This is a genomic window from uncultured Sulfitobacter sp. (assembly GCF_947500075.1).
In the GTDB taxonomy this organism is placed as follows: domain Bacteria; phylum Pseudomonadota; class Alphaproteobacteria; order Rhodobacterales; family Rhodobacteraceae; genus Sulfitobacter.
Genome location: NZ_CANMQS010000003.1, coordinates 387,001 through 412,190, shown reverse-complemented (window position 1 = coordinate 412,190; position 25,190 = coordinate 387,001). Strand labels below are relative to the sequence as shown.

The following is a 25,190-nucleotide window of genomic DNA, read 5'->3' as shown; positions in this document are numbered from 1 at the left end:
CTCCTGACAGCGGATGTTGTTGAGGTGTGAACCTATGAACGGGGAGGGGGCGCGTCAAGATATGGTGACCCAGACAGCGCCGATATCACGTCGTCGTGTGGCAGTACCATGAGCGCACGTGTCGCTGTCCATAAAACAGCCGTCTCGACCATCTTGTCTGGATAGATCTGCCCAAGCATGAGCGCATAGGCCCCCATTTGGCGCAGGATTCCATCCGGGCAGGCGGCGGCGGAGGCCGGCGCGGTTTGGTTGGACTTGAAATCAATCGCCATCACGCGGGTGTCCTCCACCACCAAGCGGTCAATGATGCCGTGCAGACGGGCGTTCCCGATCTGCGCGGTGACGGGGACTTCGGCCAATGTGTCGGGCGTAAAGAGATGTGCGAGTTTGGGATCATCCAGAACCGCCAGAGCCTGTTCAACAGCGCGCCCGGCGTCCTGGGGGAGTTCTCTCTGTGCAATGCGCGTCGCTGCTGTCCGCCGGGATGGTGCAGGCAGGGCGGGTAGGACTTCGAGCAAATGGTGCACCATCGAGCCAAAAGCCATCGCGGCATCACGGTCCGTTTCGCTTTCACCCCCAAGGGTTTTTGTACCCCCCAGATCGGATGGTGAAAGGGCAGGGGTTTCCAACGCGAATATCGGCAATTGCGCGTTGAAAACAGTGTCTAACTTGGGGTTCTGGGCGGTTCTTGGCGGCGATACGTCAACCTCCAGCCCGTCCCAATCACCTTCTTCAAAGCGCAGCGTTGCACCCCCGTCCACTTCAACGGCGTTCATGTGGTCCAGCGTTTCCTGCATGATCTTGTACCACCCGCTGTCCTTGGACGACATCTTCCCGGCGGCGGCGACGATCAGCCATTTCTCTGCCCGGGTCATGGCAACATACAAAAGCCGCAACCGCTCTTCGTGCTGGGCTGCGATCATCTCTTCCAGCCGCAGGCGGATCGCGGTGGGCTGTTCGTCCTTGTTCGGTTTCCATACGGGCAATGCACCCAGTGACACGATCTGATCCTTGACCGAGGCGGTTCGCGCCATCGTATCCGGCAGGATCACAATCGGCGCTTCCAACCCTTTGGCGCCATGCACTGTCATCACCCTGATCTGATCCGACGCACTGTCGATCTTGCGTTTGATTTCCAGATCATCTGTCCGCAGCCATTCGATGAACCCCGTCAGGCTGGGAACCTCCGTGCGTTCATAGGCCAGCGCCTGCGCCAGCATCGCGTCAATGCCGTCTTCCGCCTCTGCGCCCAGCCTTGCAAGCAAGCGGGCGCGGCCCTGATGGCGGGTGAGAATGCGTTCGATCAGATCATAGGGGCGCAGAAAGTCGACCTGCCCGCGCAAATCAGACAGTATCGCAAGCGTCTCGGGATGTGTTTCCTCTTGATGCCGCAGGCGTTGCCACAAGACCTGCCCTTTGGGCCGCCCCTGCGCCAGCGTATAGAGCGCCTGTTCATCCCACCCCAACAGTGGCGATTTCAGCGCCGTGGCCAGCGCCAGATCATCGTCCGGCGTAGTGAGGAAGTACAGCAAAGCGGCCAGATCCTTCACGGCCAGTTCTGCGCCCACTTTCAAACGGTCCGCGCCGGCAATGGGCAAATTCCGCGCTTTGCAGGCGCGGATGATCTCTGCGAACAATTGTTTGCGCTGCTGAACAAGGATCAGGAAATCACCCGCCGTGATGCGCCGTTTAATGGGCGTTTGCTGGCCCTTCTTCTCATCCGGAATGTAGTTTTCACCCTGTATCAGGGTCGCAATTTGATCGGCGATCTTCTCTGCCAGGATCACATGGTGATGACGCGGGCTGAGCCGGTCGACAGGGTCTGTCCAGGGCGTGTCTTCCTCCGCGGGAGACGGGTCAATCAGCGGCCAGAGGTCCACGCGCCCCGGCAATTGATCCTTGAACGCCCTGTGCAGCGAATCCCGGTCAAACCCGTCCCGCCTGCGCGGATCAAAAGCAGTGTCTACACAGCGCAGAATCGCGCTTGAGGAGCGGAATGAATACTCAAGACTGCGGCGCTGGAAGATCTTGCTGGCCCCGGTGAACTTCTCTTCGAAATAGGCAGCCTTGTGGTCAAACTCCCTCGGATCCGCACCCTGAAAGGAATAGATCGACTGCTTCTTGTCGCCCACCACAAACATCGTGCGATCGACATCGGCACGCATGCCTTCGCCACTGTGGAACTCTGCTGTCAAAGCCTTGATCACATCCCACTGCCGTGGCGATGTATCCTGGGCTTCGTCCACCAGAACATGGCTGATCCCGCCGTCAATCCGGTAAAGCACCCAGGCCGCAGTTGCAGGATCGGTCAGCAAGGCGCGGGCCTTGAGGATCAGGTCATCGAAATCCAGCCACCCGCGCGCCTGTTTCGCCGTGGCGTAGCGGTGCAGGAAAGCATGTGCAAACCTGTGCAAAGCGACAGTGTTCCGCGCCGATACCAGCGCAATCCGCGCATCACGCGCGTCCTCAACCCGCTGCATGAACCCGTGCAGTGCGTCGAGGTCATCCGCGATGACCTTCTGTGTGGGTTTTGTCGGGAAGGTTGAAAACTTGGCAGTGTAGGGTGCCGCACCGCTTTTGGTCAGAAAGACGGATTCCAGCAGGGGCAGGGTGGTCAGATCGCACCTCCCAACCTCCCGCAGGACATCCGCCGCTTTTCCGTCGTTCCCGCCTTTTGCCGTCAGATGCGGCAGGATACGGCTGATCAGTGCCTGTTCCCCGCCAACAAATGCCATGTCTGCAACGGCGTCGTCAGTCAGCGTGGCGGGATGGCCCAGCGTTGTCAGGACGTCTTCAAAACGCAGATCACCCTCAAACTGATCGCGTTTGCCGGTGATCGCCTGCGTGAGCCTGCTGAAATCCTCACCACTGTTGATGCGGGCCATATCGCGGATCAAACCCGCCTCCGGTCCCTCTGCCATCTGATCGACAATCTCTGCGCGCAACAACTCTGCGGCGCGGTCCTCAATCTCCGTGAATTGAGGGGAGACGCCTGCCTCCAGCGGGAACCGCCGTAACAGCGCCGCGCAGAAGGAGTGGATGGTCTGGATCTTCAACCCACCCGGCGCTTCAATCGCCAATGCAAACAGGGTACGGGCCTGCCGCAGGACGGGCGGGGACAGTTCTGTTTCGATGCCAAGCTCAACAAGCGCTTTGCGCAGTTTCGCGTCGTCCAGCATCGCCCACGCCCCCAGCCGCTGGAACAAGCGGTTCTGCATCTCTGACGCCGCGGCGGTGGTATAGGTCAGGCACAGAATATGCTGGGGCGACACCCCGTCGAGCAGCAGACGCGCCACCCGATCTGTCAAAACCCGTGTCTTCCCAGACCCGGCATTGGCCGCCAGCCACGTCGAGGCATCCGGGCGCGCGGCCTCAATCTGGGCGCGGGTGGCGTCATCGAAGATCATGTCAGATCCTCCGGCACGGGCAGGTCGGTGCCATCCCATTCCCCATATCGGGCAAGTTGATCAAACTCACCCTGCGCGCCTTCAGTCTGTACGATCCTGCGGGACAGAAACCCGCGATCCGGCGCAAGATAGGCCGTGAGCAGCGCGTGCAAACCGGCGAGCACCCTGGCAGGTGGTTCATCGTCCAATGGCGCGCTGATTTCATCTGGATTCGACCCTAATCCAATGTAAATTGCCGCCGCAACGGGGGTAGGGGGAAGGCCAGCAAAGGCGCCTTCTTCGACCATCGCAGCCTCGATCAATAATTGCTTGTCGAAATACGTCTGCTCTTTCTTCGTAGGTGGCGCACCGGTCTTGTAGTCGTAGATGAGCGCATCTCCGTTGTCGGTCATGTCAATCCGATCGGCGAAGCCGATGATCTCAAAACCGATGTCTTTGAAAAGGTAACTGCCGCGCGCCCCCTCTTCAAACGCGACGGGACGCGAGTATCGTTGCCGGGCGCTCTCATGGTCGATGAACCACTCGGCAATCCGCTCAACCCGCGCCAGCCACATCGCGCGGGTTGCGGGCCAGGGTACTTCGCGGGTCAATACGGCTTCGGCATGTTCCATCAGATGGGCGGTGGTCAGCAGCGTGATGTCATCCGCGACAGATTTGATGAACTCTTCCATGATCTTGTGCACGACGATCCCGCGCATCGGCGCATCCGGGGCGGGCACAAGCGGATCAATCGCACGCAACCCCAGGACGTGGCGCGCATAGATCGCATAAGGGTCACGGATCAGTTTCTTGATCTCCGTCACCGACAGTTTGCGCGGACGGGCGCCGGCGGGAGGACGGGGCGCGGGGCGGGACGCTCCAGCGGTTGGCGTGATCTGTTCCAGCGCCGCCGTCTGCGCCAGCCAATCCTCCCCCCGTTCGCGCATCGCATCCCATGCGGCGCGCCCACCGGCATCCGGCAACCCGGTCAACAGATTGCCCAAACGGTTGAGCCAGCGTGACGGTACGGTCTCTGCCTCATCCGAGCGGATCGCGCGGGTCAGCCAAACCTCGGGTGCGGCAATCGCCTGCTGGTAGTCATGGGCAGACAATCCGATGCGGCGTTCGGGCAACAACAGCCCTGCATCCTTGCGCATTGTCCGGTTGAGCCAGGGATCAGGCGGCGGTGCTTCGGGCCATGTGCCGTCGTTCAGCCCGCCAAGGATCACCAGATCCGCGCCCTGCACGCGCGCCTCCAGCGTGCCCCAGATCATGATCCTGGGATGCGGCGCGTCGCGGTCGCGGACCTCCGCCGCAGACAGCAGCGCCCCCACAAGATCGGTGTAATCCGCAGCGGACATCTGACCGCCGTGATCTGCATGGGCCGCCAGATCATCCATGACCTCGCGCGCCTTGCGCCCCGCATGTTTGTGCCAAAGCGGGTCTGGATTGGCAGATTTAGAGCCTGATGCGATCCGTTCTGCACGTTCCAGATGCCGTGTCACCCACTCTGAAAGATCATCTGTCCTGACACCATCCTGCCCGCAGAACACATCCGAAACCCATGTGGTCCACCGCTGGAAATCATCAGGCGCATCAAGTTTGCGCGCCGCCCGGCTGGCGATCCGCTCCAGCCCTCCCGCGTCAGGATAGGGCAGCCCATCCCGTCTGATCTGCATCTCCAACCGCTGGGTGTGCAGCTGGTGGAGGTTCCGGTCTGCACCGGCGTGGGTCAGCGGGTGTTTCAAAAGCGTCAGCAGCGTCTCCGCATCCAGCTGCGCACGGAACAACCCGGCGACATGGCGCAGAAAACGACCGGGCGGTGACAGGTGCAAAGGCGTGCCAGCACTGTCATCGGGCAGAATGTTCCACCGATCCAGCGCTGCGGTGACCTGCCGCGTGAGCATCCGGTCCGGCGTGATCAGGGCGGCGGTCTGCCCCTCCTGCGCGGCCTTGCGCAGCCGCAATGCAATGGTCAGCGCTTCCTGCCGCGGGCTGGTGGCCTCAACCAGCGTCATGTCTTTCGTCGCCGCCTCAAGACCGGAAAGCTGTGGACCTTCGCTCAACCAGGCGTGGGTGACCGGGGCGGGGCGCAGCGACAATGACACAAGTTTGTTGCGCATCGCCGACGGGGGCGGCGTGTCATGCCAGGGCAGGATGCTGTCCTTGGGCAGGTCAAGCGCGGTCATCAGGTGCCGGAACCGATATTGCGGATGATCCTCGGACAGCAGGGCATCCTCCAGATCCGCCCAAACGGCAGTTGGCATGTCAAAATCAAAACCGGGCAGCACCACAGCCCCTTGTGGCAACCGCGCGACGGCCTGCATCAAAAGCGCCGTTGTGCCACGCGATCCGGTAGACCCTGCCAGGAGGACGGGGTGCTGAGGCGGGTGTGCGTCCCACCCGGCGATCAGGGCCTGCGTCAGTTGCCGCTGACGGGCCTCGGCATCTGGCGCGCTGCCGGTCTGGCCAAGGTATTGTTGCGCTATGCCAAAGAACTGCTTGGCCCGTTCCCAATGCCCCGACTGGTCTGTCACATCAAGCGCTGCGATGTCCGCGGGCGAGACACCTTCGCCCTGCATCTCATCGATCAGCTTGGCAAGACTGTCTGACAGATCGTAAAGCGACGTGCGCGGTGCCAGCCGTCCATCAGCATCCAGCAGGGTCGAGACGAGTTGTATCAGATCAAGCCGCCGCCGCAGAGGCGGGGAGGGGGGCGGCAGATCCGCGTGCGGGATCAGCGCATCGAGGCTGGTCAGAAGATGAATGCGCGGCAGGAAACCGGCAGGGCCCGCATCAAAGATATCGCGCAAACGGCGGGCCATGCGCCGGGTGTTCACGATCAGATCAATCCGCGCGATCTGTTCCGGCGGCCCCCCGTCAAGACGGGTACGCAGCCCCGCAATCAGGGTCGCTGGAAAGTCCAGACCGGGTGCGATGCCAAACACACGGGGGTGCGCGCCGTGTTCAAACATGGCGGCCCGCCAGCAGGTCTTCGGCAAGGGTGATGCCTTCGGGGTGGCCGACATCACACCAATGTCCGGGGTAGGATGTGCCAAACAGGCGGTCCTGGCGCAGCATCACGTCCCACAGGCGGTTGAGCGAGAATGCCCCGGGCGGCATCTGCGACATGAGATCGGTCTTGATGATCTGAAGGCCGCCATAGACCAGCCCGCTCCCACGTTGCAGCCTGCCAGCGGGATCGGCAGCGAAATCGTCAGGTCCGTTCCGGCCGACAGCGCGATCAGAAGGCACGCACATCAAGAGCGCGTCCATGACCTCCGGCTGCCATGCGGCCATCAGCAACGGCAGCGGATTGGGCCCGGCCCAGAACGCGTCAGAGTTCATGGTGATAACGGTCGTTGCCCCCAGCGTCGGAAGCGCATTGCGCAGCCCGCCGCCGGTGTCCAGGATGTCGGGCGTTTCCAGAATGCAGGTGACATTGCGCCCTTCAAGATGGCTGCGCAGCGCGTCGGGCTTGTAATGCAGATTGGCAACCACGCGCCCGGTCTGCGCCGTTTCAATCAGACCCAGCGCATGGTCGATCATCGGTCGGCCTGCCACCTTTACCATGGGCTTGGGTGTGTCTTTTGTCAGCGCGCCCATCCGGGTGCCAAAGCCAGCAGCGAAGAGCATGACGGGGAACGGGGTTTCAGGCATCTCGTCTTCGACCTTGCAAGGAGTTGAGCGGGTGACCTGCGTGGGAAGGTCCACCATTGGGCGGTGTCGGCCATAGGGGAGATATGTCAAACGCGATAGTGCAACTCATGTCAGCCATGCCTTTACCCGCGCGTCCCATCTGTCGCTATCCCACCTGCAAGTCAGTCGCCGCGCATCCTGTTGCCCAGCCTGCGCCAGCGTCAGATCAAGCGCATCCTCCGGGCGGAGATCCCCCAACCGGTCGGGCCATTCGATCAGGCAGATCGCGCTCTCAAAGGCGTCTGAAAGGCCAAGCTCCTCAATCTCTGCCGTGCTGGTCAGGCGATACAGATCGGCATGCCAGATTTCCCCCTTCGAGGTGTCATAGGTCTGTACAAGCGTGAACGTGGGGGAGGGGACGTCTTCGGGTTCAACAAGCAGGGACTGGATCAAAGCGCGGGCAAAATGGGTCTTCCCCGCGCCGACATCACCGGTCAGCAAAATGACGTCTCCCGGCACCAGCACAGCACCCAGACGCGCGGCGCTTTGGGCGGTTTCCTCAGCCGAGTGGAAGGAGCATGTGGTGAGAGGCGCGGACATTGCCCTATCGTGGCGGTGCCGGTCCGGGGCTTCAAGGGCAAAGCGCGGTCAGACGCTCAGCGTCGCTTCATTTTCAAGCGCCAGCTGTGCGGGCGGATCACTGCGATCAAAGCGGATCAGTCTTGCGCCGGTTGCGATCACATGCATCCGGCAGCGCAGCGTGGTGGCATCCTTGAGCGGCAAAGTGACTTCCTTATGTTGATGATGCTCTGCACCGCTGACGAAATCGGCAATCACAGGCCATGGCGCGTCAGCCGCGGCTCTGTCCTGCCAGGCGCTGATGGCATCCGCGATGGTGACATCTGCAAACGCGCCATCGGGGTTCTGGTCCCACATGATGCGGTAGGCATCATTGCTGAAGGTCAGCACACCCGCAGGAGAGAAGACAACAAGCGCTTCTTCAAAACTGTCGAACAGCGCCTGACCCAGTTCAAGCTCCGCCCGGAAGTTCCGGGTCAGCTGAACCTCTGCGCTGATATCCTCAATCAGGAAGGCGGTGGCCCCGTCCGGGTGCGGACGTCCCTGCACACTGAACGTCTGCCCGCCTTCAAGGCTCCATGTTTCCTGATAACGGCCATCGGCAGCAGCGAGGATCATATCGGCGATCTCTTCCCGCCAGCTGGCATAATTCTTCGGCTCCGGCATGCGCCTGTGTTCGCGCAGCTGATCAAAGAAGGAAATCATCGTGGGCCGTCCGGACAGGAACACGGCCGACAGGCCCGTCAGATCAACCAGCGCCGGGTTGAACAACGCCAGCTGTCCATTCCTGTCAAATATGGCAAGGCCAGTCGGCAGATGTGCGAAGGTCTTGCTGAGGGTCTGGACAAAGGTGCGTTTGGCCTCTTCTGCCTGACATTGCGCGGTTACGCATTTGGCATGCAGATAGGTCACATCACCCACAGGTTCGCAGGTCACTTCATACCATTCGGTGGGGGATCCATCCGGTGGCAAGAGCTGGGTGCGCACCGGATCAGAGCCGGGATCAGGCGTTTCAAAAGGCGAGAAGGATTGTTGTGCCTCATCCGGAAAGAGCCGTTGGATCAGCGCGCAATAGGCCCCGTTTTGCCAGATCACGTTGCCGTCGCCATCAACCGCCCATGCAGCATGGGGAGAGCTGGCGGCGGCATTTCCCAGATGTCCGATAGCGGCGCGCTGGGCTGGTGTATGTGCCTGTTCCGGCGGGACGGAAGACAGCGATACCCAACACAGATCACCCCGCCAGCGGATGCGGACCTGTTCGGGGTCCTGCCCGTCCACCGCATCCAGGGTCTGGCTGCCCCGCGACCCGCTGTGGGCCATGCGGGGGAAGTTGGGGAATCTGCCAACCAGCGTATCCCAAAGATCCTCCCAGTCATGGGTGCCCGGTTCCATCTCAAGCGTGTGGGCGGCGGTCTGGGTGGCGTGATGCAGGATGCCGTTTTCAAACAGCAGCGCGACCGCCTCCGGCCCCGCTGAACCGTTCTGCTGCGCAACAGGGCGCGCCGGAATGCGCTGAATGGACCAAAGGGCAAGCGCCGCTGTCAAAACAGAAATGCCGCTTACCAGAAGTATGTCTGTCAAGATCTGCACCATCGAACCCTAAAACCGTATTACGTTCAAAATGCGGTCTCATGGTTAATAGGCTCTTAATAACGCCGGAATTTCTTACAGATTGAACTGTGGGTTATGGCCCAGCGCCTGCCTGTTTTCGCTTGTTTCAACGACCAGCGCCGCTCTTGGCCATGTCACTTCTACCACTGCGCCGGTCCGGTTGGGCTGGGGGCTGTCTTCGGGACCATTGGCAAATCTCAGCTGCGCGCCGGAGCGTTCAAGCAGCGTCTTGGCGATGAACAGACCCAGCCCCATCCCCTCGTATTCGGGTCTGCTGCCTTCGGACTGCGCGCGGCTGCGCTGACGCACAAACGGATCGCCAATCCGGCCCAGCACCTGCCAGGGAAAACCCGGCCCGTCATCGACGATGCGCAGGGAAATCTCCGTCTCTGACCAGCGGGTTTCGATCCAGACCTCGCTTGCCGCGAAATCGACAGCGTTTTGCACAAGGTTGCGCAACCCGTGCACGATCTCCGGCTTGCGCAGCACGATGGGCTGTTCCTTGCGGGTCTGCGGGTCCATCCCGATGTCCATCAGGACGGTCTTGCCCCGATCCATATGCGGCTCCGCCGCCTCGATCACCACCGCTTCAAAAGGGGCCTGACGCAACAGCACGTCGTCCTTGCCCGCGCGCCCCATGTTATGAAGAATGACCCGGCACCGGTCCGCCTGATCGCGGATCAGGGCCGCGTCTTCTGCCAGATCAGGTTGGTCCTTGAGATCATTGAGCAGCTCTGCACTGGCGAGTTTGATCGTCGCGAGCGGTGTGCCCAACTCATGCGCCGCAGCCGCTACAACGCCGCCCAGATCGGTCAGCTTCTGTTCCCGCGCCAGCGCCATCTGCGTGGCGGCCAATGCGTCACCCATGGTGTGGATCTCGGTCGTGACGCGCCATGAATAGGCGCTGGTAAACAGGATCGCGATGATCAGACCGACCCAGTGACCGAAGACAAACAATCCCGGAATGCGCAACACCTCACCGCTTTGGGTGGTCAGTGGAATATGCGCGACGGCCAGAATGGAAACGATCACCATTGTTGTGGTGCACAGCACAATCGTCGATCGCAGGCTGAGCGCGGAAGCGGTGATCGTCACCGGCCCCAGAAGCAACAGCGCGAAAGGATTGTGCAGCCCGCCCGTGAGGAACAGCAAGACACCCAGCTGGACGACATCAAAGAACACCAGAGAGGCATTTTCCCGCTCCGACAATCGCTTGTTCTCGGGAAACACAAAGGTGGCCACAAGGTTCGCCACCACGGATGCGCCAACGGCCAGGTAACACAGCCCCAGTTCAAGCTGTAGACCGTAGATCAGCTGTGCCACGGTGATCGCCACAAGCTGCCCGGTGATCGCGACCCAGCGCAGGACAATCATGGTCCGCAGACGGATCCAGTTGGCCCGCTTCCGCCCGGACAGGGGCCGGATATTCGCCTGCGTCATCTGCGCACCTTTTGTTTATTCGGCATTACACCAACCGTGATGTAGCGTAAGGGTGCCATATCGCCCGTACAAGGGCACGTCCACGCAAGGAGAGACCATGAAAATCATTGCCATAGCCGCCGCTGCTGTCGCCGTCGTATTTCTGGGTGTCATTGGTTGGATGACCCTTGGGGGGCAGGGGGATGACAAGTACGCCCAATGCCGTTCGTCCACCGTTGCCGGTGAACTGGGCGGGCCGTTTGAACTGGTCAACGGCGCCGGGGAGACGGTGACGGACAAGGATGTCATCACTGAACCGACGTTGATCTATTTCGGCTATACCTATTGCCCGGATGTCTGCCCGCTGGACGTTGACCGCAACGCCGCCGCGGTGGAGATCATGGAGGAGCGCGGGCAAAGCGTGACGCCGGTCTTTATCAGCATCGACCCCAAGCGGGACACGCCGGACGTGGTCGGGGAATTCGCGGAAGTCATGCACCCGAGGATGATCGGGCTGACCGGCACACCAGAACAGGTGAAGGCGGCCAGCCAGGCGTATCGTACATATTACAAGGCACATCCGGACGTGGATGGCGAATATCTGGTGGATCATTCGACCTTCAGCTACCTCGTGATGCCCGACGAGGGCTTTGTCGAATACTTCCGCCGCGAAGTGCCGCCGCAGGAGTTGGCGGACAAGATCGGGTGCTTTGTGGATAACGTCTGACAGCGCGGCATTTGACCCGGACCCCTACTGCACCATATCAGGGTAAGTATCCGCATGGATCAAAGACATAGGGACGAAGAATGATGGCTGAAATGGCGGAGATGGGCGCGGATCGCTCGCTGCTTCTGGTGGATGATGATGAGCCGTTTCTGCGGCGTCTGGCCAAGGCCATGGAGAAACGCGGATTTGAAGTGGAAACCGCGGACAGCGTCGCGGCGGGAAGCGCCATCGCGACGGCCCGGCCACCCGCCTATGCGGTAATTGATCTGCGGCTTGAAGACGGCAACGGCCTCGACGTGGTGGAGGTGTTGCGGGAGAAGCGGGAGGACGCGCGGGTCGTTGTGCTGACCGGGTACGGCGCCATTGCAACGGCAGTGGCGGCGGTCAAGATCGGGGCCACGGATTACCTGTCCAAACCTGCGGATGCCAACGACATCACCAACGCGCTTTTGGCCAATGGCGATGACCTGCCACCACCCCCCGAAAACCCGATGAGCGCGGACCGGGTGCGGTGGGAACACATCCAGCGGGTCTATGAATTGTGCGACCGGAATGTATCGGAAACCGCGCGGCGGCTGAACATGCACCGGCGGACATTGCAGCGGATTCTGGCGAAGCGGTCGCCACGGTAAATTGCCGGAAATCGGGGGTCACGGGCTGTACACAACCTGTACACCGTTAACGCGCGGTGCGTTCATGGGATGCTTGGAAAGATTACCAAAACCTAAAGCCAAGACCTACAGATCGTAGCGCTTGAGACATTTGTCGACGATCTGACCATTCGCCATCTCGTAGCCTTCGATCCGGCCGTAATCCTGAAATCCGCGACTTTGATAGTAGATCAGCCCGCCCTCATTGTCGGCACGGATGTTGGCGTTGATCCAGACATACCGCATCGCTTTGGCGGCTTTGCGGGTCGCATCGAACAGCTTTGAACCAATGCCGAGCCCGGTCTGGCCTATCTGCACGAAGGTGGCAATGTTGGCGGCCTCGGCAGGCAGGCTGTCTTCGGGTTCGATCCACTGAAAGCCCACGACCTTTTCCTGCGCATCGACCGCGACGTGCCACGCATTGCGGTCAGCGCAGAACTGCATCCACTCCGCCAGATCATCGCCCGTCACCGGACGGGTCAGGGCAGTGGTGCCGCCTTCGGCGATGATCTCATTCAACAGCCGTGCCATGTCGGGCAGATCAAGCGGGATGGGACGGCGGACGGTGATCATGTGCAGGCCTCCAGCAGATCAGCATGACGGGCGGTGAAGGCAGTGCGGGTCTCAACCGGGGGGCGCAGGACGATGGAGAGACCTTCCATCACGGATGGATCCGGCGCGCCGAAAAACTTGGTCGCTTCAGCCTCTTCAAAGCCGGCGATCTGGATGGCTTCCATCCAGGCGCTGATCCGGTCGGCTTTCTTGATCTGACGCTTGATCTTCACAGGCAGTGCTGCGGGCAGGCCGAACCGGATGTGGATGGCCGATGTCAGCCGATCATCCAGCGCCCCATACCCCGGCCCGACAGCGGCCTTCACCGGAGAGATCATATCCCCGATCACATACTCCGGCGCGTCATGCAGAAGGGCCGCCAGCTGCCACTTGGCGGGCGCTTTGGGTTCCAGCCTGCTGAACAGGGTTTCCACCAGCAAAGAATGCTCCGCCACGGAATAGGCATAGTCGCCATGGGTCTGACCATTCCACCGGGCGACAAAGGCAAGGCCATGGGCAATGTCCTCAACCTCCACATCCATGGGCGTGGGGTCCAGTAGGTCCAGTCTGCGCCCTGATAACATGCGCTGCCAGGCACGTGGTTGTTTGGCCATGAAGCCCCTCCCGAAAATTTAACCAAAAATAGATTGAACCATTTCTGAACCCACACGAACACATACATATTGAGACGATACGATCTGTGTAACGAGTACCTTTTTTATTGAGTTTAGTAATGAGTTAGGAGTTTGACATGAAGCGCGTTTTTTTATCGCTGCTTACAGTCGGCACCCTTATGAGTACGGCCACAGCTGCTATGGCCAATGACGTTTGTATGCCAGGCCCTGAGTTAAGAGCATCGTTGATTGATTGGTACGGGGAAGAGCCCGTTGCTGCACCGAACAAGGCGCAGCAGCAGATATGGGCCTCTCCCCGGACCGGCACCTGGACCAAGGTCCATTTTGACGCCAACGGCGTGGCCTGCGTTCTGGCGCAGGGCGATGACTGGCTGGTGGGTGCGGCCCGTGAGGCGCTGTTGGCGTCGCTAGCGGATTAACACCCCGAAACCACGTACCGACTGTCGCATTGAGGCTTTAACACAAAGGTGTTAGAGGCGCGCAAACACTTCTTGAAAGGTGCGCGTCATGGCCAACGACTATATCGTAAAAGACATCAACCTTGCTGCTTTTGGCCGCAAGGAACTGGATATTGCTGAAACCGAAATGCCCGGCCTGATGGCCCTGCGCGCCGAATACGGCGAAGCGCAGCCGCTGAAAGGCGCGCGCATTGTCGGATCGCTGCATATGACGATCCAGACAGCGGTTCTGATTGAAACGCTGGTGGCGCTGGGCGCAGATGTGCGCTGGGCGTCGTGCAACATCTTCTCCACCCAGGACCACGCGGCGGCGGTGATTGCGGAAGCGGGCATTCCGGTATTCGCGATCAAAGGCCAGTCGCTGGAAGAGCATTGGGATTATCTGGACAAGTCGTTCATGTTTGATGACGGCCCGAACCTGATCCTCGACGATGGTGGGGATGCGACCCTCTACATCCTGTTGGGTGCACGTGCTGAAGCGGGCGAAGATGTGATTGCTGTGCCGTCTTCCGAGGAAGAAGTCGCGATCAAGGCCCAGATCAAGAAGCGCATGGAAGCCAGCCCCGGTTGGTTCACCAAGATGCGCGATCAGATCAAAGGTGTGTCCGAGGAAACCACCACGGGCGTGCACCGGCTCTATGAACTGGTGAAACAGGGCCAGCTGCCGTTCCCTGCGATCAACGTGAATGATTCCGTGACCAAGTCGAAGTTCGACAACAAATACGGCTGCAAGGAATCGCTGGTGGACGGCATCCGCCGCGCGACAGACACCATGATGGCTGGCAAGGTTGCGGTTGTGATGGGCTATGGCGATGTGGGCAAAGGATCGGCCGCGTCGCTGGCCGGTGCGGGTGCACGGGTGAAAGTCACCGAAGTGGACCCGATTTGCGCGTTGCAGGCGGCGATGGACGGGTTTGAAGTTGTGCTGCTGGAAGACGTGGTTGGCACGGCTGACATCTTCATCACCACCACCGGCAACAAGGACGTGATCCGCATCGAGCACATGCGTGAGATGAAGGACATGGCGATTGTCGGCAACATCGGCCACTTCGACAATGAGATCCAGGTCGCCAGCCTGAAGAACCACAAATGGACCAACATCAAAGAGCAGGTGGACATGATCGAGATGCCGAATGGCAATCGTCTGATCCTGCTGTCTGAGGGGCGTTTGCTGAACCTTGGTAATGCCACCGGCCACCCGTCGTTTGTGATGTCCGCCTCCTTCACCAATCAGGTGCTGGCGCAGATGGAACTGTGGACCAAGGGCGATGAGTACAAGAACGACGTCTACATCCTGCCCAAGCATCTGGATGAAAAGGTCGCGCGGCTGCATCTGGACCGGATCGGCGTGAAGCTGACCAAGATGGACCCGGAGCAGGCGGCCTATATCGGCGTGTCCCCGGACGGTCCGTTCAAGCCGGAACACTACCGCTACTGATTGCGCATGACGCCCGAACCGAACAGAAAACGCCGCCCCGTCCTGCGCTGGGCGGCGTTTTTCGTGGTGCTGGGCGTGGGCATCTGGCAGGCGCTGGTGCATCCGCGCAGCCCACTGCCGGAAGCGTGGAATCCTTTGGTCGGGTTTGATCTGTCCCAGCCGGAGACGCTGTTGACCCGGTGGAAAATGGCGCGGGCGCTGGCCGATCCGCAGGCTTGTTTGGCTGCGTTAGAGACGGGTGCGATCTTTGAGAAGGTTGCGGATCTGGAGGAAAGCGCGCAGTGCCATATCCGCCCGCAGGTCATTTTGCAGAGCACGGCAACCGCGCGCATGCAGCCGTTGAACACGCGCTGTCAGACCGCGCTGAGGCTGGCGGCATGGGACCGCTATGGCATACAACCTGCCGCGCGCGAACACCTGGGCACTGGCGTGCGCCGGATCAATCATCTGTCCAGCTACAATTGCCGGGCCATGCGGACGACCGGGTCAGGCGCGCCAAGGATGAGCACCCATGCCACCGCCGATGCCGTGGATATTGCCGGCGTCACGCTGGATGATGGGCGGCAGATCCGGCTGATTGAACACTGGACAGGGCAAGACGCGCGCGCAGCTTTCCTGCGGGACATCCGGGACAGTTCCTGCACGTGGTTTCGGGTAACACTGGGGCCGGAGTATAACCGGCTGCATGCGGATCATTTTCATCTACAGCATACCGGCTGGGGCCTGTGCCGTTGACCTGAGCGGCCGTCAAAGGACGAACCCCAAAAGCAGCAGCGAACTGAGCGTGCTGGCTTCGATCACGGTCTTGAACACGCCCGCAGGTTGCGGCGGCGGCATGCTGAGTTCACGCTCCACCGTGGTCATGGGCCGGACGGCCCGGTTCTTGGCACAGCGCGGCGTGACGGCTGTTGTCATGTGAAGGCGCGCAAGGCGCTCCTCGAAGGTTGGTTTGTAGTGGGACATTATAAATCCTCTATCTGCTCTGGGTCCCATAACAGGTAAGCTCTGGGTCGTTTTTGTGGCGTATTATGTGAAATTGCGGGGCATCCTCGTGGCCTGTCTGCGGTGAAGAGACCCGGTTTATGGCGCGGATTTGCCGTGCGGGGAGAACGCGGCAAATTTTCCCTTTGTGGTGATCCCGTTTCTGACTAGGCTGCGGCGCAGCTAAGAAAGCTGAACAAGAGACATAACCAAGCTGGGAGACTTCCAATGGGCAAACGTGACGAGTGGATCGAAAAATACGCAGACGATCTGAAGAACAAGTGTGGCATGACACCTGACATGGACCTGCTGACCAAGGTCACCATCGGGTGCGGTCCGTCGATCTACAACGCCGACGCCTCAACCGTGGCAGGCAGCCAGGAATCGGAACTGGAGACAGTGAAGAACAACTTCCTCATCAAGAAACTGGGCCTGGCCGACGGTCCCAACCTGATGGAAGCGATCAACAGCGTGATCGAAACCTATGGCAAATCCGAGCGGAACAAGTACCGCGCCGTGGTTTACTACATGCTGACCAAGCACTTCGGCAAAGAATCCGTTTACGGCTGATCACAGTCCCAGAGGACCACAGACGCCCGCTTCATCAAGCGGGCGTTTTGCTTTTGTGTTTCTTTTGAAGCATTGATTTCTTTGAGAATTCGGTTGTTCGGGGTAAGACCATGCTCCGGCCAGAAGGCCAGAACGGATTTCGAGACGTGTGTGGGATCTTGGGAGCACACGGGGTGAGAGAGGGTTCTGGCGGCGTGTCAGGACCCTCTTTTTTTCAGAAGCGGACGCCTAGAACAGCGTCAGCACCAGCCCGATGATCGCGCAGCCAAACGTTGCATAACCGGCATCAATCAGCGTCAGCTTGAAGGGCCTGCCCCCATAGCCGTTGTTGATCATGATCCACGGGCTGATGAAAAACAGCCCCACGCCCAGACCGGACAGGAACCCTTTGCCGATCGTCTCAATCCCCGACAGAGCAAAGGTGTGCCGCATCATGCCGGCAACCACGATCATCGCCACACCCGCCATGATATAGGGCAGGGGAGAGTCGTTCTCCGGCCGCCCGTCCGGGCCTGCCTTGATCCCTGCGGCTTCCATCCATGGACCGGCCAGCATCATGTACCAGACCGCCCCGAACGCAAATCCGGCGATGGCGGCCACCAGCACTGCAAGAATACCCATCCTGTGTTCCTCCTTCATCTTCCCGTATTATGGGTCGATGTGTCGGACTTGCCTATGGTTTTGTTTGGCCCATCGCGCAGACGGTTTCCCACTCCTCAGCCGTGACAGGCTGCACGGACAGGCGGGAATTCTTGACCAGCACCATCTCTTCCAGGCGCGGATCGGCTTTGATTTCGTCCAGCGAAACAGGCTCTATAAAAGGCCGAACGGCCTTGATGTCCACGCATTCCCAACGCGGATCATCGGTGGTGCTGTCGGGATGCGCCTGTGCAATGACCTCGACAATGCCGACGACGGATTTCTCTTTCATCGAGTGATAGAAGAACCCCAGATCGCCGGGTTTCATCGCGCGCATGAAGTTGCGCGCCTGATAGTTGCGCACGCCGTCCCATTCCTCACCCGCCTCGCCCTTGGCGACCTGATCGTCCCAGCTCCAGGTGTTGGGCTCTGATTTGAACAACCAATAGGCCATCAGCCAATGACCCTTTTCCACGGGCGCAATGTGACCGACGCAAAAAGCCCGGCTTTGGCATAGGGGTCTGCGGCGGCCCAGTTTTCGGCGGCGGCCATGTCGGGCACATCCATGATGATCAGCGACCCGATCATGCCACCGTCATCGTCCAGCAGCGGGCCTGCCTGCGCGATCATCTCGGGCTGTGATCCCAGATGCGCCAGATGGGCGTCACGGTTGGCCGCGCGGAGGTCCTGCGCGCCGGGTTTGTCATGGGCGATCAAGGCAACAAGCATATCATTCTTCCTTTAGAGGCCGCGCCAGAAGGGATTTCATCGCGGTCGTTACATCTAAGCGCCGATCCAGCAGACCTGCAACGGCAGCGGTGATGGGCATGTCGAGGGTGTGTTTTTGAGCAAGGGCATGCACCGCCTGCGCTGTCGCGGCCCCTTCTACGGTGATTTTGGGGTCAAACGCTTCGCCCCGCCCCAGTGACAGGCCGAGGCGATAGTTGCGGGATTGATCGGATGTGCAGGTCAGCGTCAGATCGCCAAAGCCGCTGAGACCCGAAAGGGTGGAGGGGTCTGCGCCCAGATGCGCCGCGAGCCGCTGCATTTCCGCGTAGCCACGGGTCATCAGTGCAGCACGCGCGCTTTCGCCCAGACCCGCGCCCATGGCCGTACCGCAGGCGATGGCGATGACGTTCTTCAGCGCCCCGCCCAGTTCCGCGCCCACCGTATCTGTTGTGCGGTAGAGACGCAGGTTCTGCGTGGTGAGCTGTTCCTGAAGCGCTGTGCCGGTCTTTTCATCCGCACAGGCCAGTGTCAGCGCGGTGGGCAAGCCACGGGCGATGTCGGCGGCAAAGCTGGGGCCGGTCAGGATCGCAGGCTGGGCGCTGGGCAGGCAGGAGGCGATTACCGCGACGGGCCCCAGACCGGTGATCCGTTCAACACCTTTGCAGCAGGCAACAAGCGGTTTGCCGTCGAGCAGGGCGGCGTTTTCGGTGATGAAGCCGCGCAGTTGCTGCATGGGCACGGCGAGCAGCAGGGCATCGGCCTTTGTTGCCTGCGCCAGATCGCCGGTCACGGTGAGCGCATCGGGGAAGGGGCATCCGGGCAGCCGCGCGGTATTCTCCCGCTGTGTCTGCATGTCCGCCGGGGCCCGCGCCCAGAGCGTGACGGGACCGTTGCCTGCCAGTGAAATCGCCAGCGCAGTGCCAAAGGCACCCGCACCCAGTACCGCGACGCTCATGCCTTGGCCCCTTTCTTGCCGGAGCCCAGCATGCCCGGTTGCCGCTTGTCCAACGGCCAGCGCGGGCGGGCGGAGAGGGTCATGTCATCAGGCTCGCGCAATGTGGCCTGTTCGGCTGCGGCATAGGCGATCATCGCGGCGTTGTCCGTGCACAAGCCAAGGGGTGGGGCGAGGAAAGTGACGTTTGCGTCTTGAGAAACAGTCTCTAACACAGTGCGAATGGCCTTGTTTGCAGCGACACCGCCGGCAACGCAGATGGTTTGTACGTCCGCCACTTCAGCCAGCGCGCGGCGGGTTTTTCCGGCCAGGACATCGACAACGGCGGCTTGAAAGCCGGCAGCAAGGTCGGCCTGATCCTGCTGAGTGAGGCCGCTTTGCGCCGAGACCAGCGTGTCGCGGGCGCGCAGGACGGCGGTTTTCAGGCCGGAGAAGGACATGTCACATCCCGCACGATCCATCAGCGGGCGTGGGAAGGCAAAGCGGGCGGGATCACCGCTCAATGCCGCCTGCTCAATCGCGGGGCCACCGGGTTGGGACAGGCTGATCAGGCGGGCGACTTTGTCAAAGGCTTCGCCGGGTGCATCGTCAATCGTGCCGCCAAGCCGGGTGAAATCATCAGGGCCAGAGACCAGCAAAAACTGGCAATGCCCGCCGGAGACGAGCAGCATCAGGTAGGGATAGGGCACATTGTCGGTCAGGCGTGGGGTCAGCGCATGGCCCGCCAGATGGTTGACGCCATAGAGCGGTTTGCCCGTCGCCGCCGCCAGACCCTTGGCGCACATCACGCCGGAGACGACCCCGCCGATCAGCCCCGGACCTGCGGTCACGGCGATGGCGTCCACCTCAGAAAGCTGCATTTTGGCCTGTGTCAGAGCCTGTTCGACGCAGTGATCGAGCTTTTCCGCATGGGCGCGGGCGGCGATTTCGGGCACGACGCCGCCGAAAGCCGCGTGCAGATCGTTCTGCCCCACCACCACGGAGGACAGCACCGCCCCCGTCCCATCCGGCAAACGGCGGACCACGGCGGCGGCGGTATCGTCGCAGCTGCTTTCCAGTCCCAGAATGGTTTCGGGTGCGCGCATCACGGTCTTCTCTTGGTTGTGCCCGGCTTGCATGGGCCTCCACTGGCAGGTAACACCGCAGGCCATGGCAAACAATGCGCACCCTTCATCGCTGTTGCTGACCCGGACGCAGGCGGATGCGGCGCGGTTTGTGGCGCAACTGGATGCTGGGCTGCTGGCAACCACCGATATTGTCATCGCTCCGCTGTTGCGGATCGAAGGGGTGGAGGGTGCGGTCGATCTGGATGGCGCGTCTGCCGTGATCTTTTCCTCCGCCAAGGCTGTGGGGTTTGCGCCGGTTGGCGCGGGGCGTCGGGCGTACTGTGTGGGCGCTGTGACCGCAGAGGCGGCAGAGGCCAAGGGCTGGCGCGTGCAGCAGGTGGCGCAGACGGCCGATGATCTGGTGGCTGCGTTGGATGCGGCGGGTCCGTTGGTTCATCTGTCCGGCCGGCATCAGCGCGGTGACATTGCAGAACGGCTAACAGCACGGGGCATCCCATGCACGCGGCAGGTGCTGTATGATCAGCCGCTCCAACCGCTGGACCCTGCGGCGCAGCGCGTGCTGGAGGGGGACAAACCGGTGATCGTTCCCCTTTTTTCGCCCCGCATCGCCGGGCAGTTTGCCAAAGAGGCGCGCGATTTGACGCAGGCGCATGTGCTGGCGATCAGCCCGGCTGTTGCCGAAGCGTTTGAAGCAGGCAGGCCTGCAGCACTGCGCATTGCTGCTGAACCAACGGGCATTGAGATGCGCCGGGGTGTTGAAAAGCTGTTGCGGGAGACCAGCTTGCCTTGAAGCCCGCCTGTGTTGGCGGGTAAGATCGTGCAGTCAATCCGGCCTGTGGGTCAGAATCGGAAAGGTGGGGATCGTGGCGAAACCAAAAAAACCAGCATCCAAGGCGTCGGATATGGCTGGAGCGTCCAAGGCAAGTGCTGCTGAGACGAAGCCCGATCCTGTGGCACAGGCTGTTGCCAGCACGAAAGCCGTGGCCGAAAGCGCGAAACCTGCGCCTGAGAAATCGCCCGAGAAACCAGCGGCAAAAACGCCAGGCGCTGCGGCGACAGCCACCAGCAAAGCCTCCGAGGCTGCAAAGCCTGCCAGCACCGCAGAGAAGAAACCTGCAACGGCTGACAAACCCAAGGAAGCCGCACCCGCAAAACCAGCAGAGGCGAGGCCGAAGGACGCAGCTGCAAAGAGCCCCGCCAAGCCTGAGGCGGCAAAACCGGCTGAGGTGTCCAAACCAAAGCCGCAACCAACCCCTGCGCCGACACCCCCCGCACCTGCGCCGCAGAAGAGCGCGAGCCCCTGGCCGCTGGTTTTGGGTGGTGTGGCGGCCGGTGTGATTGGATTTATCGCGGCAGAGATGAACGCCTTTGGCCTGCGCGCCAACAACGACACATTGCAATCGGCGATCAGCGCCCAATCCGACCGGATTGCGGAACTGGAAACAGCACTTGCCGATGCGGCCGCACCCGAGATGCCTGATATTGCGCCCCTACAGGAGGAACTTGGCGGGTTGAGCGGCACGGTTGCATCGCTGGATGAGCGGGTGACAGAGCTGGTGAACCGGCCCATCGTGACCACCACCGGTGAGGTGGATGTTTCGGCCTATGAGAACCAGCTTGCCGATCTCCAGTCCTCTGTTGTGGCCCAGAAGGAAGAACTGGACCGGCTGCTTGAAAACGCCCTGAGTGTTGAGCAGGCCACCGCGGAAGCCGCGCGGCTGGCGGTGGTGCAGGGCGCGCTGACAGACCTGTCTGCGGCGATCACCGAAGGGGTGCCGTTTGAAGGCGCACTGGCCGTGCTGGCCGAGAATGGCGTGAGCGATATTCCCGCTGCCCTGGCGGACGCGGCTGCTGATGGGGTGCCGACGCTGTCGGGTCTGCAATCAGGGTTCACCGAATCCGCCCGCGCTGCCCTTGGCGCCGCGCGCGCGTCCGGTGAACAGGCAGGCGAAGACGGCTTTGTCGGCTTTCTGAACCGCTCCCTCGGGGCGCGGTCGGTGGCGCCACGGGAAGGGTCGGACCCGGATGCGGTCCTGTCCCGCGCCGAAGCTGCGATACGCGAAGGTGCGTTGGATACGGCATTGAGCGAACTTGATACACTGCCTGCGGCAGCGCAGGATGCGATGGGGGCGTGGCTCTCAGATGCGAAGGCACGGGCGACGGCGCGCGCGGCGGCCCAAGACCTGTCTGAACGCCTGACGGCAAACTGAGGAACCCGGATTTATGTTGTGGTCATTGATCAAGATTATTGTGTTTGTCGGCGTTGTTGCAGCGGCGGCATGGGGTGCCGGGTATCTGCTGGAAAGTCAGGGCGGTGTGCAGATCACCGTGATGGGCACGGAATACAGTTTCGGCCCGTTGCAGTCGGTCATTGGCGTCGTGGTGCTGCTGGTTGCGGTGTGGATCCTGCTGAAGCTGATCTCCCTGCTGTTTGCGACGTTGAAGTTCATCAACGGGGATGAGACGGCCCTGTCGCGCTATTTCGACCGCAACCGCGAACGCAAGGGGTTCGAGGCGCTGTCAGAGGGTCTGATGGCGCTGGCCAGTGGCGAGGGCCGCGTGGCGATGGCGAAGGCGGCGAAGGCGGACAAGTACCTCAACAAACCTGCGCTGACCAACCTGCTGACCGCACAGGCGGCTGAACTGGCTGGTGACCGGCGCAAGGCCGAGGAAACCTATCGCAAGCTGGTCGAGGATGATCAGACCCGCTTTGTCGGTGTGCGCGGGATCATGAAACAGAAGCTGGCGGACGGGGACACGGATACCGCGCTGAAGCTGGCGGAGAAGGCCTTTGCGCTGAAGCCCAAGCATGAGGAAACCGGTGACGTCCTGCTGCGCCTTCAGGCGGAGAAGGAAGACTGGTCTGGTGCCCGCCAAACGCTGAGCGCCAAGTTAAAGAACGGTGTGCTGCCGCGTGACGTGCACAAACGCCGGGATGCGGTGCTGGCGCTGTCCGAAGCGCGTGACGTCTTTGCCGAAGGCAACGACATTGCTGCGCGGGAAGCCGCGATTGAGGCGAATCGGCTGTCGCCTGACCTGATCCCCGCTGCGGTGATGGCCGCGCAGGGGTATATTGAGCAGAACAAACCCCGCTATGCCACGCGGTTGCTGACCAAAGCCTGGGGCGTGCAACCGCATCCCGATCTGGCGGCTGCCTTTGCTGCGATTGCCCCGGATGAGAAACCCGCCGCGCGGATCAAACGCTTTGCTGGCTTGACCAAGGCGAAAGCCGATCATCCCGAAACCAAGATGCTGCTGTCTGAACTGCACATCGCGAACGAGGATTTCCCGCAGGCGCGCCGCGCGCTGGGCGATCTGGTTGAAACCGATCCCACCGCGCGGTCGGTCACCCTGATGGCCGCGATTGAGCGGGGCGAGGGCGCGTCTGACACGGTGGTGAAAGGCTGGCTGGCCAAGGCGCTGACGGTGTCGCGCGGTCCGCAGTGGGTTTGCGACAATTGCCAGCACATCCATGCCACATGGCACCCGATCTGCGTCAACTGCTCCAGCTTCGACACGCTGGCGTGGACGACGCCGCCCACGGCAGAGGTGGCGATGCCCGGCGGGGTTCAGATGCTGCCGCTGATTGTTGGCGCGATCGAGGATAAATCGGACGAAGCGGCTGACACGACGGGCAAAGAGCCGGATGCCTCCGTCATCGAAGATGTGGAGCTTGTGGAGGATGCCGTGGTGGAGACGGCAGAAAAGACCGACAAGCCACAACCCGCGACCTGACAGCCGACCCGCGCCTGACCAGAAAGAAAGCGGACTGCCCGATCAGGGGCGGTCTGTTTGTGCATTTGAGGCCAGCCTCGCGTCCAGTAGTGCATTTGCATCATAGACAGTCCTGACGCCGCCAACGTCTAATTCCCTGCAAAACAGGGAGATGACAATGTTTACATTATCCAAGCGAAACCTCGTTCTGGGGGCCGCAAGTGCCGTCGTTGCCAGTTGCATGACCGTGATGGCCGCCTCGGCCGAGAATATCATCATCGGTGTGCCCGCCGCGCAGTCCGGTCCCGTGGGAGTTGCCGATCATCAGGACTGGACCAACGGTCTGATGATGGCGATTGAAGAGATCAACGCGGACGGTGGTGTGCTGGGCCGGCAGTTGGAAGCCAAGATCATTGATCTGGATATGCTGACGCCCGAGGGCAACGTTGCGGGTATCCAGACCCTGATCGAAGGGGGCAGCCACGCAATTGCCTCTGCCTTCACGATCATTCCGCCCCCTGCGATGGACACAGCAGCGCCGTCTGGCATCCCTTATCTGCACGGCAATACCTCGTCGTTGAACGTTGATTTGTTTCAGGGCGATCCGGAGAAGTACAAGAATATCTTCCAGCTGGATGTGCCTGAGAAATACTATGGCTCCGGCTATGTGAAGTTTTTGCAGGACATGGTCGCCTCCGGCCAGTGGGAACCGAAGAACAACAAGATCCATATCGTGCAGGGGCAGATCAGCTATACGCAGCTGATCTCTCAGGCCACGCAGGAGGCCGCCGCTGCCACCAATGGCGAATGGGAGATTGCGGCGATCACCGACATTCAGTTCCCGGTACAGGACTGGGCGCCGGTCATCCGCGCGTTGCAGGATACCGATGCCGCCGCGATCATGATCGACCACTGGGTGGCCGCCGAACTGGCTGCCTTTGCCCAGCAATATGCCTTTGATCCGGTGCCCGATTCGCTGGTCTATCTGCAGTATGGCCCGTCGCAGCCGGAATTTCTGGACCTTGCGCAGGGCGCGGGGGAAGGCATGATCTGGGGCACGGTCTATGGTGTCTATGCCGATGAAATGGGCGCGGCCTTTCGCGAAAAGTACCGCGCGAAGTATCCCGGCACGATGGGCATGGTTTACACCGGTGGCGGCTATGACGCGGTACAGATCCTCAAACAGGCGTGGGAACAGGTGGGCGACCCGGATGATTTTGCCGCCGTGGGCGACGCCATCCGCGCGATTGAGTATCGGGGCGTGAACGGGTTCTACACGTTCGACCCGGAGACGAATTCCGGCATCTCCTATCCCAACATGACCGACGATCCCGAAGCGGGTCAGGCGCATCTGTTCTTCCAGGTTCAGGACAATGAGCACCGCATCATCGCGCCATCGCCCTTTGCCGAAGTCGACTTTGTCGCGCCGCCCTGGTGGTAAGTC

At 61.2% G+C, this 25,190-nt stretch carries 24 protein-coding genes; 10 read left to right on the top strand and 14 right to left on the bottom strand.

From position 1 onward, the window contains the following. Nucleotides 1-32: 32 nt before the first annotated feature. The 6 genes from addA to regB all read right to left on the bottom strand — a co-directional run bounded on the left by addA (nt 33) and on the right by regB (nt 10,655). Nucleotides 33-3,407 (bottom strand): double-strand break repair helicase AddA, encoded by a 3,375-nt coding sequence (gene addA, locus Q1A91_RS11880; RefSeq protein ID WP_299877221.1) that lies wholly within the window; start codon nt 3,405-3,407, stop codon nt 33-35. Further along, entirely contained in the window at nt 3,404-6,361 is a 2,958-nt protein-coding gene (gene addB, locus Q1A91_RS11875; protein ID WP_299877752.1) for a double-strand break repair protein AddB, read from the bottom strand. The genes addA and addB overlap by 4 nt, the downstream gene beginning before the upstream one ends. Further along, nucleotides 6,354-7,046, bottom strand: coding sequence for a nucleotidyltransferase family protein (locus tag Q1A91_RS11870; RefSeq protein ID WP_299877749.1), 693 nt, complete (start codon nt 7,044-7,046; stop codon nt 6,354-6,356). The genes addB and Q1A91_RS11870 overlap by 8 nt, the downstream gene beginning before the upstream one ends. Before the next feature lie 105 nt (nt 7,047-7,151). Then, nucleotides 7,152-7,625: a tRNA (adenosine(37)-N6)-threonylcarbamoyltransferase complex ATPase subunit type 1 TsaE gene (gene tsaE, locus Q1A91_RS11865; RefSeq protein ID WP_299877219.1), complete on the bottom strand. Its 474-nt coding sequence runs from the start codon at nt 7,623-7,625 to the stop codon at nt 7,152-7,154. Nucleotides 7,626-7,673: 48 nt separating this feature from the next. Further along, nucleotides 7,674-9,185, bottom strand: coding sequence for a PAS-domain containing protein (locus Q1A91_RS11860; RefSeq protein ID WP_299877216.1), 1,512 nt, complete (start codon nt 9,183-9,185; stop codon nt 7,674-7,676). Between the two features lie 84 nt (nt 9,186-9,269). After that, entirely contained in the window at nt 9,270-10,655 is a 1,386-nt protein-coding gene (gene regB, locus Q1A91_RS11855) for a sensor histidine kinase RegB (protein WP_299877213.1), read from the bottom strand. Nucleotides 10,656-10,752: 97 nt separating this feature from the next. On the opposite strand from regB, the gene Q1A91_RS11850 reads away from it, so the two are divergent. After that, a complete protein-coding gene (locus tag Q1A91_RS11850; protein WP_299877210.1) occupies nt 10,753-11,361 on the top strand; it encodes an SCO family protein in 609 nt (202 codons plus the stop codon). A gap of 83 nt (nt 11,362-11,444) precedes the next feature. After that, on the top strand, nt 11,445-11,993 hold the full coding sequence (locus tag Q1A91_RS11845) for an ActR/PrrA/RegA family redox response regulator transcription factor (protein ID WP_299877746.1): 549 nt from the start codon (nt 11,445-11,447) through the stop codon (nt 11,991-11,993). Nucleotides 11,994-12,098: 105 nt separating this feature from the next. On the opposite strand, the gene Q1A91_RS11840 is transcribed toward Q1A91_RS11845, so the two are convergent. Beyond that, nucleotides 12,099-12,584, bottom strand: coding sequence for a GNAT family N-acetyltransferase (locus tag Q1A91_RS11840; RefSeq protein WP_299877207.1), 486 nt, complete (start codon nt 12,582-12,584; stop codon nt 12,099-12,101). Continuing rightward, nucleotides 12,581-13,177 carry an HD family hydrolase gene (locus tag Q1A91_RS11835; protein ID WP_299877204.1) on the bottom strand — a complete coding sequence of 199 codons (597 nt, stop codon included), beginning with the start codon at nt 13,175-13,177 and terminating at the stop codon, nt 12,581-12,583. The genes Q1A91_RS11840 and Q1A91_RS11835 overlap by 4 nt, the downstream gene beginning before the upstream one ends. A 245-nt stretch (nt 13,178-13,422) precedes the next feature. Here Q1A91_RS11835 and Q1A91_RS11830 point away from each other — a divergent pair, with 245 nt between their 5' ends. The 3 genes from Q1A91_RS11830 (at nt 13,423) to Q1A91_RS11820 (ending at nt 15,829) form a co-directional block, all read left to right on the top strand. Continuing rightward, nucleotides 13,423-13,617, top strand: a complete 195-nt coding sequence (locus tag Q1A91_RS11830) for an S-adenosyl-L-homocysteine hydrolase (protein ID WP_299877201.1) — start codon at nt 13,423-13,425, stop codon at nt 13,615-13,617. 88 nt (nt 13,618-13,705) lie between these two features. After that, the gene (ahcY, locus tag Q1A91_RS11825) at nt 13,706-15,094 is read left to right on the top strand and encodes an adenosylhomocysteinase (RefSeq protein WP_299877198.1); all 1,389 of its coding nucleotides are present in this window, start codon (nt 13,706-13,708) and stop codon (nt 15,092-15,094) included. A gap of 6 nt (nt 15,095-15,100) precedes the next feature. Next, nucleotides 15,101-15,829, top strand: a complete 729-nt coding sequence (locus Q1A91_RS11820) for an extensin family protein (RefSeq protein WP_299877194.1) — start codon at nt 15,101-15,103, stop codon at nt 15,827-15,829. Nucleotides 15,830-15,841: 12 nt separating this feature from the next. On the opposite strand, the gene Q1A91_RS11815 is transcribed toward Q1A91_RS11820, so the two are convergent. After that, the gene (locus Q1A91_RS11815) at nt 15,842-16,057 is read right to left on the bottom strand and encodes a hypothetical protein (protein WP_299877191.1); all 216 of its coding nucleotides are present in this window, start codon (nt 16,055-16,057) and stop codon (nt 15,842-15,844) included. A gap of 246 nt (nt 16,058-16,303) precedes the next feature. Between Q1A91_RS11815 and Q1A91_RS11810 the strand changes: the two genes are divergently transcribed. Beyond that, entirely contained in the window at nt 16,304-16,645 is a 342-nt protein-coding gene (locus Q1A91_RS11810) for a DUF2853 family protein (protein WP_299877189.1), read from the top strand. A gap of 228 nt (nt 16,646-16,873) precedes the next feature. Here the strand turns inward: Q1A91_RS11810 and Q1A91_RS11805 are convergent, their stop codons facing one another. The 5 genes from Q1A91_RS11805 to tsaD are packed head-to-tail and all read right to left on the bottom strand — an operon-like array spanning nt 16,874 to nt 20,050. Beyond that, entirely contained in the window at nt 16,874-17,266 is a 393-nt protein-coding gene (locus tag Q1A91_RS11805) for a DUF1761 domain-containing protein (RefSeq protein ID WP_299877186.1), read from the bottom strand. Between the two features lie 52 nt (nt 17,267-17,318). Next, complete coding sequence (locus tag Q1A91_RS11800) at nt 17,319-17,738, bottom strand: EVE domain-containing protein (protein WP_299877183.1); 420 nt, start codon at nt 17,736-17,738, stop codon at nt 17,319-17,321. Then, a complete protein-coding gene (locus tag Q1A91_RS11795; RefSeq protein WP_299877180.1) occupies nt 17,738-18,013 on the bottom strand; it encodes a YciI family protein in 276 nt (91 codons plus the stop codon). Before Q1A91_RS11795 ends, Q1A91_RS11800 begins: the two co-directional genes overlap by 1 nt. Nucleotide 18,014: 1 nt before the next feature. Beyond that, complete coding sequence (locus tag Q1A91_RS11790) at nt 18,015-18,968, bottom strand: NAD(P)H-dependent glycerol-3-phosphate dehydrogenase (protein ID WP_299877178.1); 954 nt, start codon at nt 18,966-18,968, stop codon at nt 18,015-18,017. After that, complete coding sequence (gene tsaD, locus Q1A91_RS11785; RefSeq protein ID WP_299877175.1) at nt 18,965-20,050, bottom strand: tRNA (adenosine(37)-N6)-threonylcarbamoyltransferase complex transferase subunit TsaD; 1,086 nt, start codon at nt 20,048-20,050, stop codon at nt 18,965-18,967. The genes Q1A91_RS11790 and tsaD overlap by 4 nt, the downstream gene beginning before the upstream one ends. A 64-nt stretch (nt 20,051-20,114) precedes the next feature. On the opposite strand from tsaD, the gene Q1A91_RS11780 reads away from it, so the two are divergent. The 4 genes from Q1A91_RS11780 (at nt 20,115) to Q1A91_RS11765 (ending at nt 25,187) form a co-directional block, all read left to right on the top strand. Beyond that, nucleotides 20,115-20,822 carry a uroporphyrinogen-III synthase gene (locus tag Q1A91_RS11780; RefSeq protein ID WP_299877172.1) on the top strand — a complete coding sequence of 236 codons (708 nt, stop codon included), beginning with the start codon at nt 20,115-20,117 and terminating at the stop codon, nt 20,820-20,822. 112 nt (nt 20,823-20,934) lie between these two features. Continuing rightward, a complete protein-coding gene (locus Q1A91_RS11775) occupies nt 20,935-22,242 on the top strand; it encodes a hypothetical protein (protein WP_299877169.1) in 1,308 nt (435 codons plus the stop codon). 13 nt (nt 22,243-22,255) lie between these two features. Continuing rightward, complete coding sequence (locus Q1A91_RS11770; RefSeq protein ID WP_299877166.1) at nt 22,256-23,767, top strand: heme biosynthesis HemY N-terminal domain-containing protein; 1,512 nt, start codon at nt 22,256-22,258, stop codon at nt 23,765-23,767. 157 nt (nt 23,768-23,924) lie between these two features. Beyond that, nucleotides 23,925-25,187 carry an ABC transporter substrate-binding protein gene (locus Q1A91_RS11765; RefSeq protein WP_299877164.1) on the top strand — a complete coding sequence of 421 codons (1,263 nt, stop codon included), beginning with the start codon at nt 23,925-23,927 and terminating at the stop codon, nt 25,185-25,187. Nucleotides 25,188-25,190: the final 3 nt, after the last annotated feature.

Coding starts and splice junctions, on each gene's coding strand:
- addA (WP_299877221.1), bottom strand. CDS start 3,407: ATGATCTTCGATGACGCCACCCGCGCCCAGATTGAGGCCGCGCGCCCG.
- addB (WP_299877752.1), bottom strand. CDS start 6,361: ATGTTTGAACACGGCGCGCACCCCCGTGTGTTTGGCATCGCACCCGGT.
- Q1A91_RS11870 (WP_299877749.1), bottom strand. CDS start 7,046: ATGCCTGAAACCCCGTTCCCCGTCATGCTCTTCGCTGCTGGCTTTGGC.
- tsaE (WP_299877219.1), bottom strand. CDS start 7,625: ATGTCCGCGCCTCTCACCACATGCTCCTTCCACTCGGCTGAGGAAACC.
- regB (WP_299877213.1), bottom strand. CDS start 10,655: ATGACGCAGGCGAATATCCGGCCCCTGTCCGGGCGGAAGCGGGCCAAC.
- Q1A91_RS11850 (WP_299877210.1), top strand. CDS start 10,753: ATGAAAATCATTGCCATAGCCGCCGCTGCTGTCGCCGTCGTATTTCTG.
- Q1A91_RS11845 (WP_299877746.1), top strand. CDS start 11,445: ATGGCTGAAATGGCGGAGATGGGCGCGGATCGCTCGCTGCTTCTGGTG.
- Q1A91_RS11840 (WP_299877207.1), bottom strand. CDS start 12,584: ATGATCACCGTCCGCCGTCCCATCCCGCTTGATCTGCCCGACATGGCA.
- Q1A91_RS11835 (WP_299877204.1), bottom strand. CDS start 13,177: ATGGCCAAACAACCACGTGCCTGGCAGCGCATGTTATCAGGGCGCAGA.
- ahcY (WP_299877198.1), top strand. CDS start 13,706: ATGGCCAACGACTATATCGTAAAAGACATCAACCTTGCTGCTTTTGGC.
- Q1A91_RS11820 (WP_299877194.1), top strand. CDS start 15,101: ATGACGCCCGAACCGAACAGAAAACGCCGCCCCGTCCTGCGCTGGGCG.
- Q1A91_RS11815 (WP_299877191.1), bottom strand. CDS start 16,057: ATGTCCCACTACAAACCAACCTTCGAGGAGCGCCTTGCGCGCCTTCAC.
- Q1A91_RS11810 (WP_299877189.1), top strand. CDS start 16,304: ATGGGCAAACGTGACGAGTGGATCGAAAAATACGCAGACGATCTGAAG.
- Q1A91_RS11805 (WP_299877186.1), bottom strand. CDS start 17,266: ATGGGTATTCTTGCAGTGCTGGTGGCCGCCATCGCCGGATTTGCGTTC.
- Q1A91_RS11800 (WP_299877183.1), bottom strand. CDS start 17,738: ATGGCCTATTGGTTGTTCAAATCAGAGCCCAACACCTGGAGCTGGGAC.
- Q1A91_RS11795 (WP_299877180.1), bottom strand. CDS start 18,013: ATGCTTGTTGCCTTGATCGCCCATGACAAACCCGGCGCGCAGGACCTC.
- Q1A91_RS11790 (WP_299877178.1), bottom strand. CDS start 18,968: ATGAGCGTCGCGGTACTGGGTGCGGGTGCCTTTGGCACTGCGCTGGCG.
- tsaD (WP_299877175.1), bottom strand. CDS start 20,050: ATGCGCGCACCCGAAACCATTCTGGGACTGGAAAGCAGCTGCGACGAT.
- Q1A91_RS11780 (WP_299877172.1), top strand. CDS start 20,115: ATGGCAAACAATGCGCACCCTTCATCGCTGTTGCTGACCCGGACGCAG.
- Q1A91_RS11775 (WP_299877169.1), top strand. CDS start 20,935: ATGGCTGGAGCGTCCAAGGCAAGTGCTGCTGAGACGAAGCCCGATCCT.
- Q1A91_RS11770 (WP_299877166.1), top strand. CDS start 22,256: ATGTTGTGGTCATTGATCAAGATTATTGTGTTTGTCGGCGTTGTTGCA.
- Q1A91_RS11765 (WP_299877164.1), top strand. CDS start 23,925: ATGTTTACATTATCCAAGCGAAACCTCGTTCTGGGGGCCGCAAGTGCC.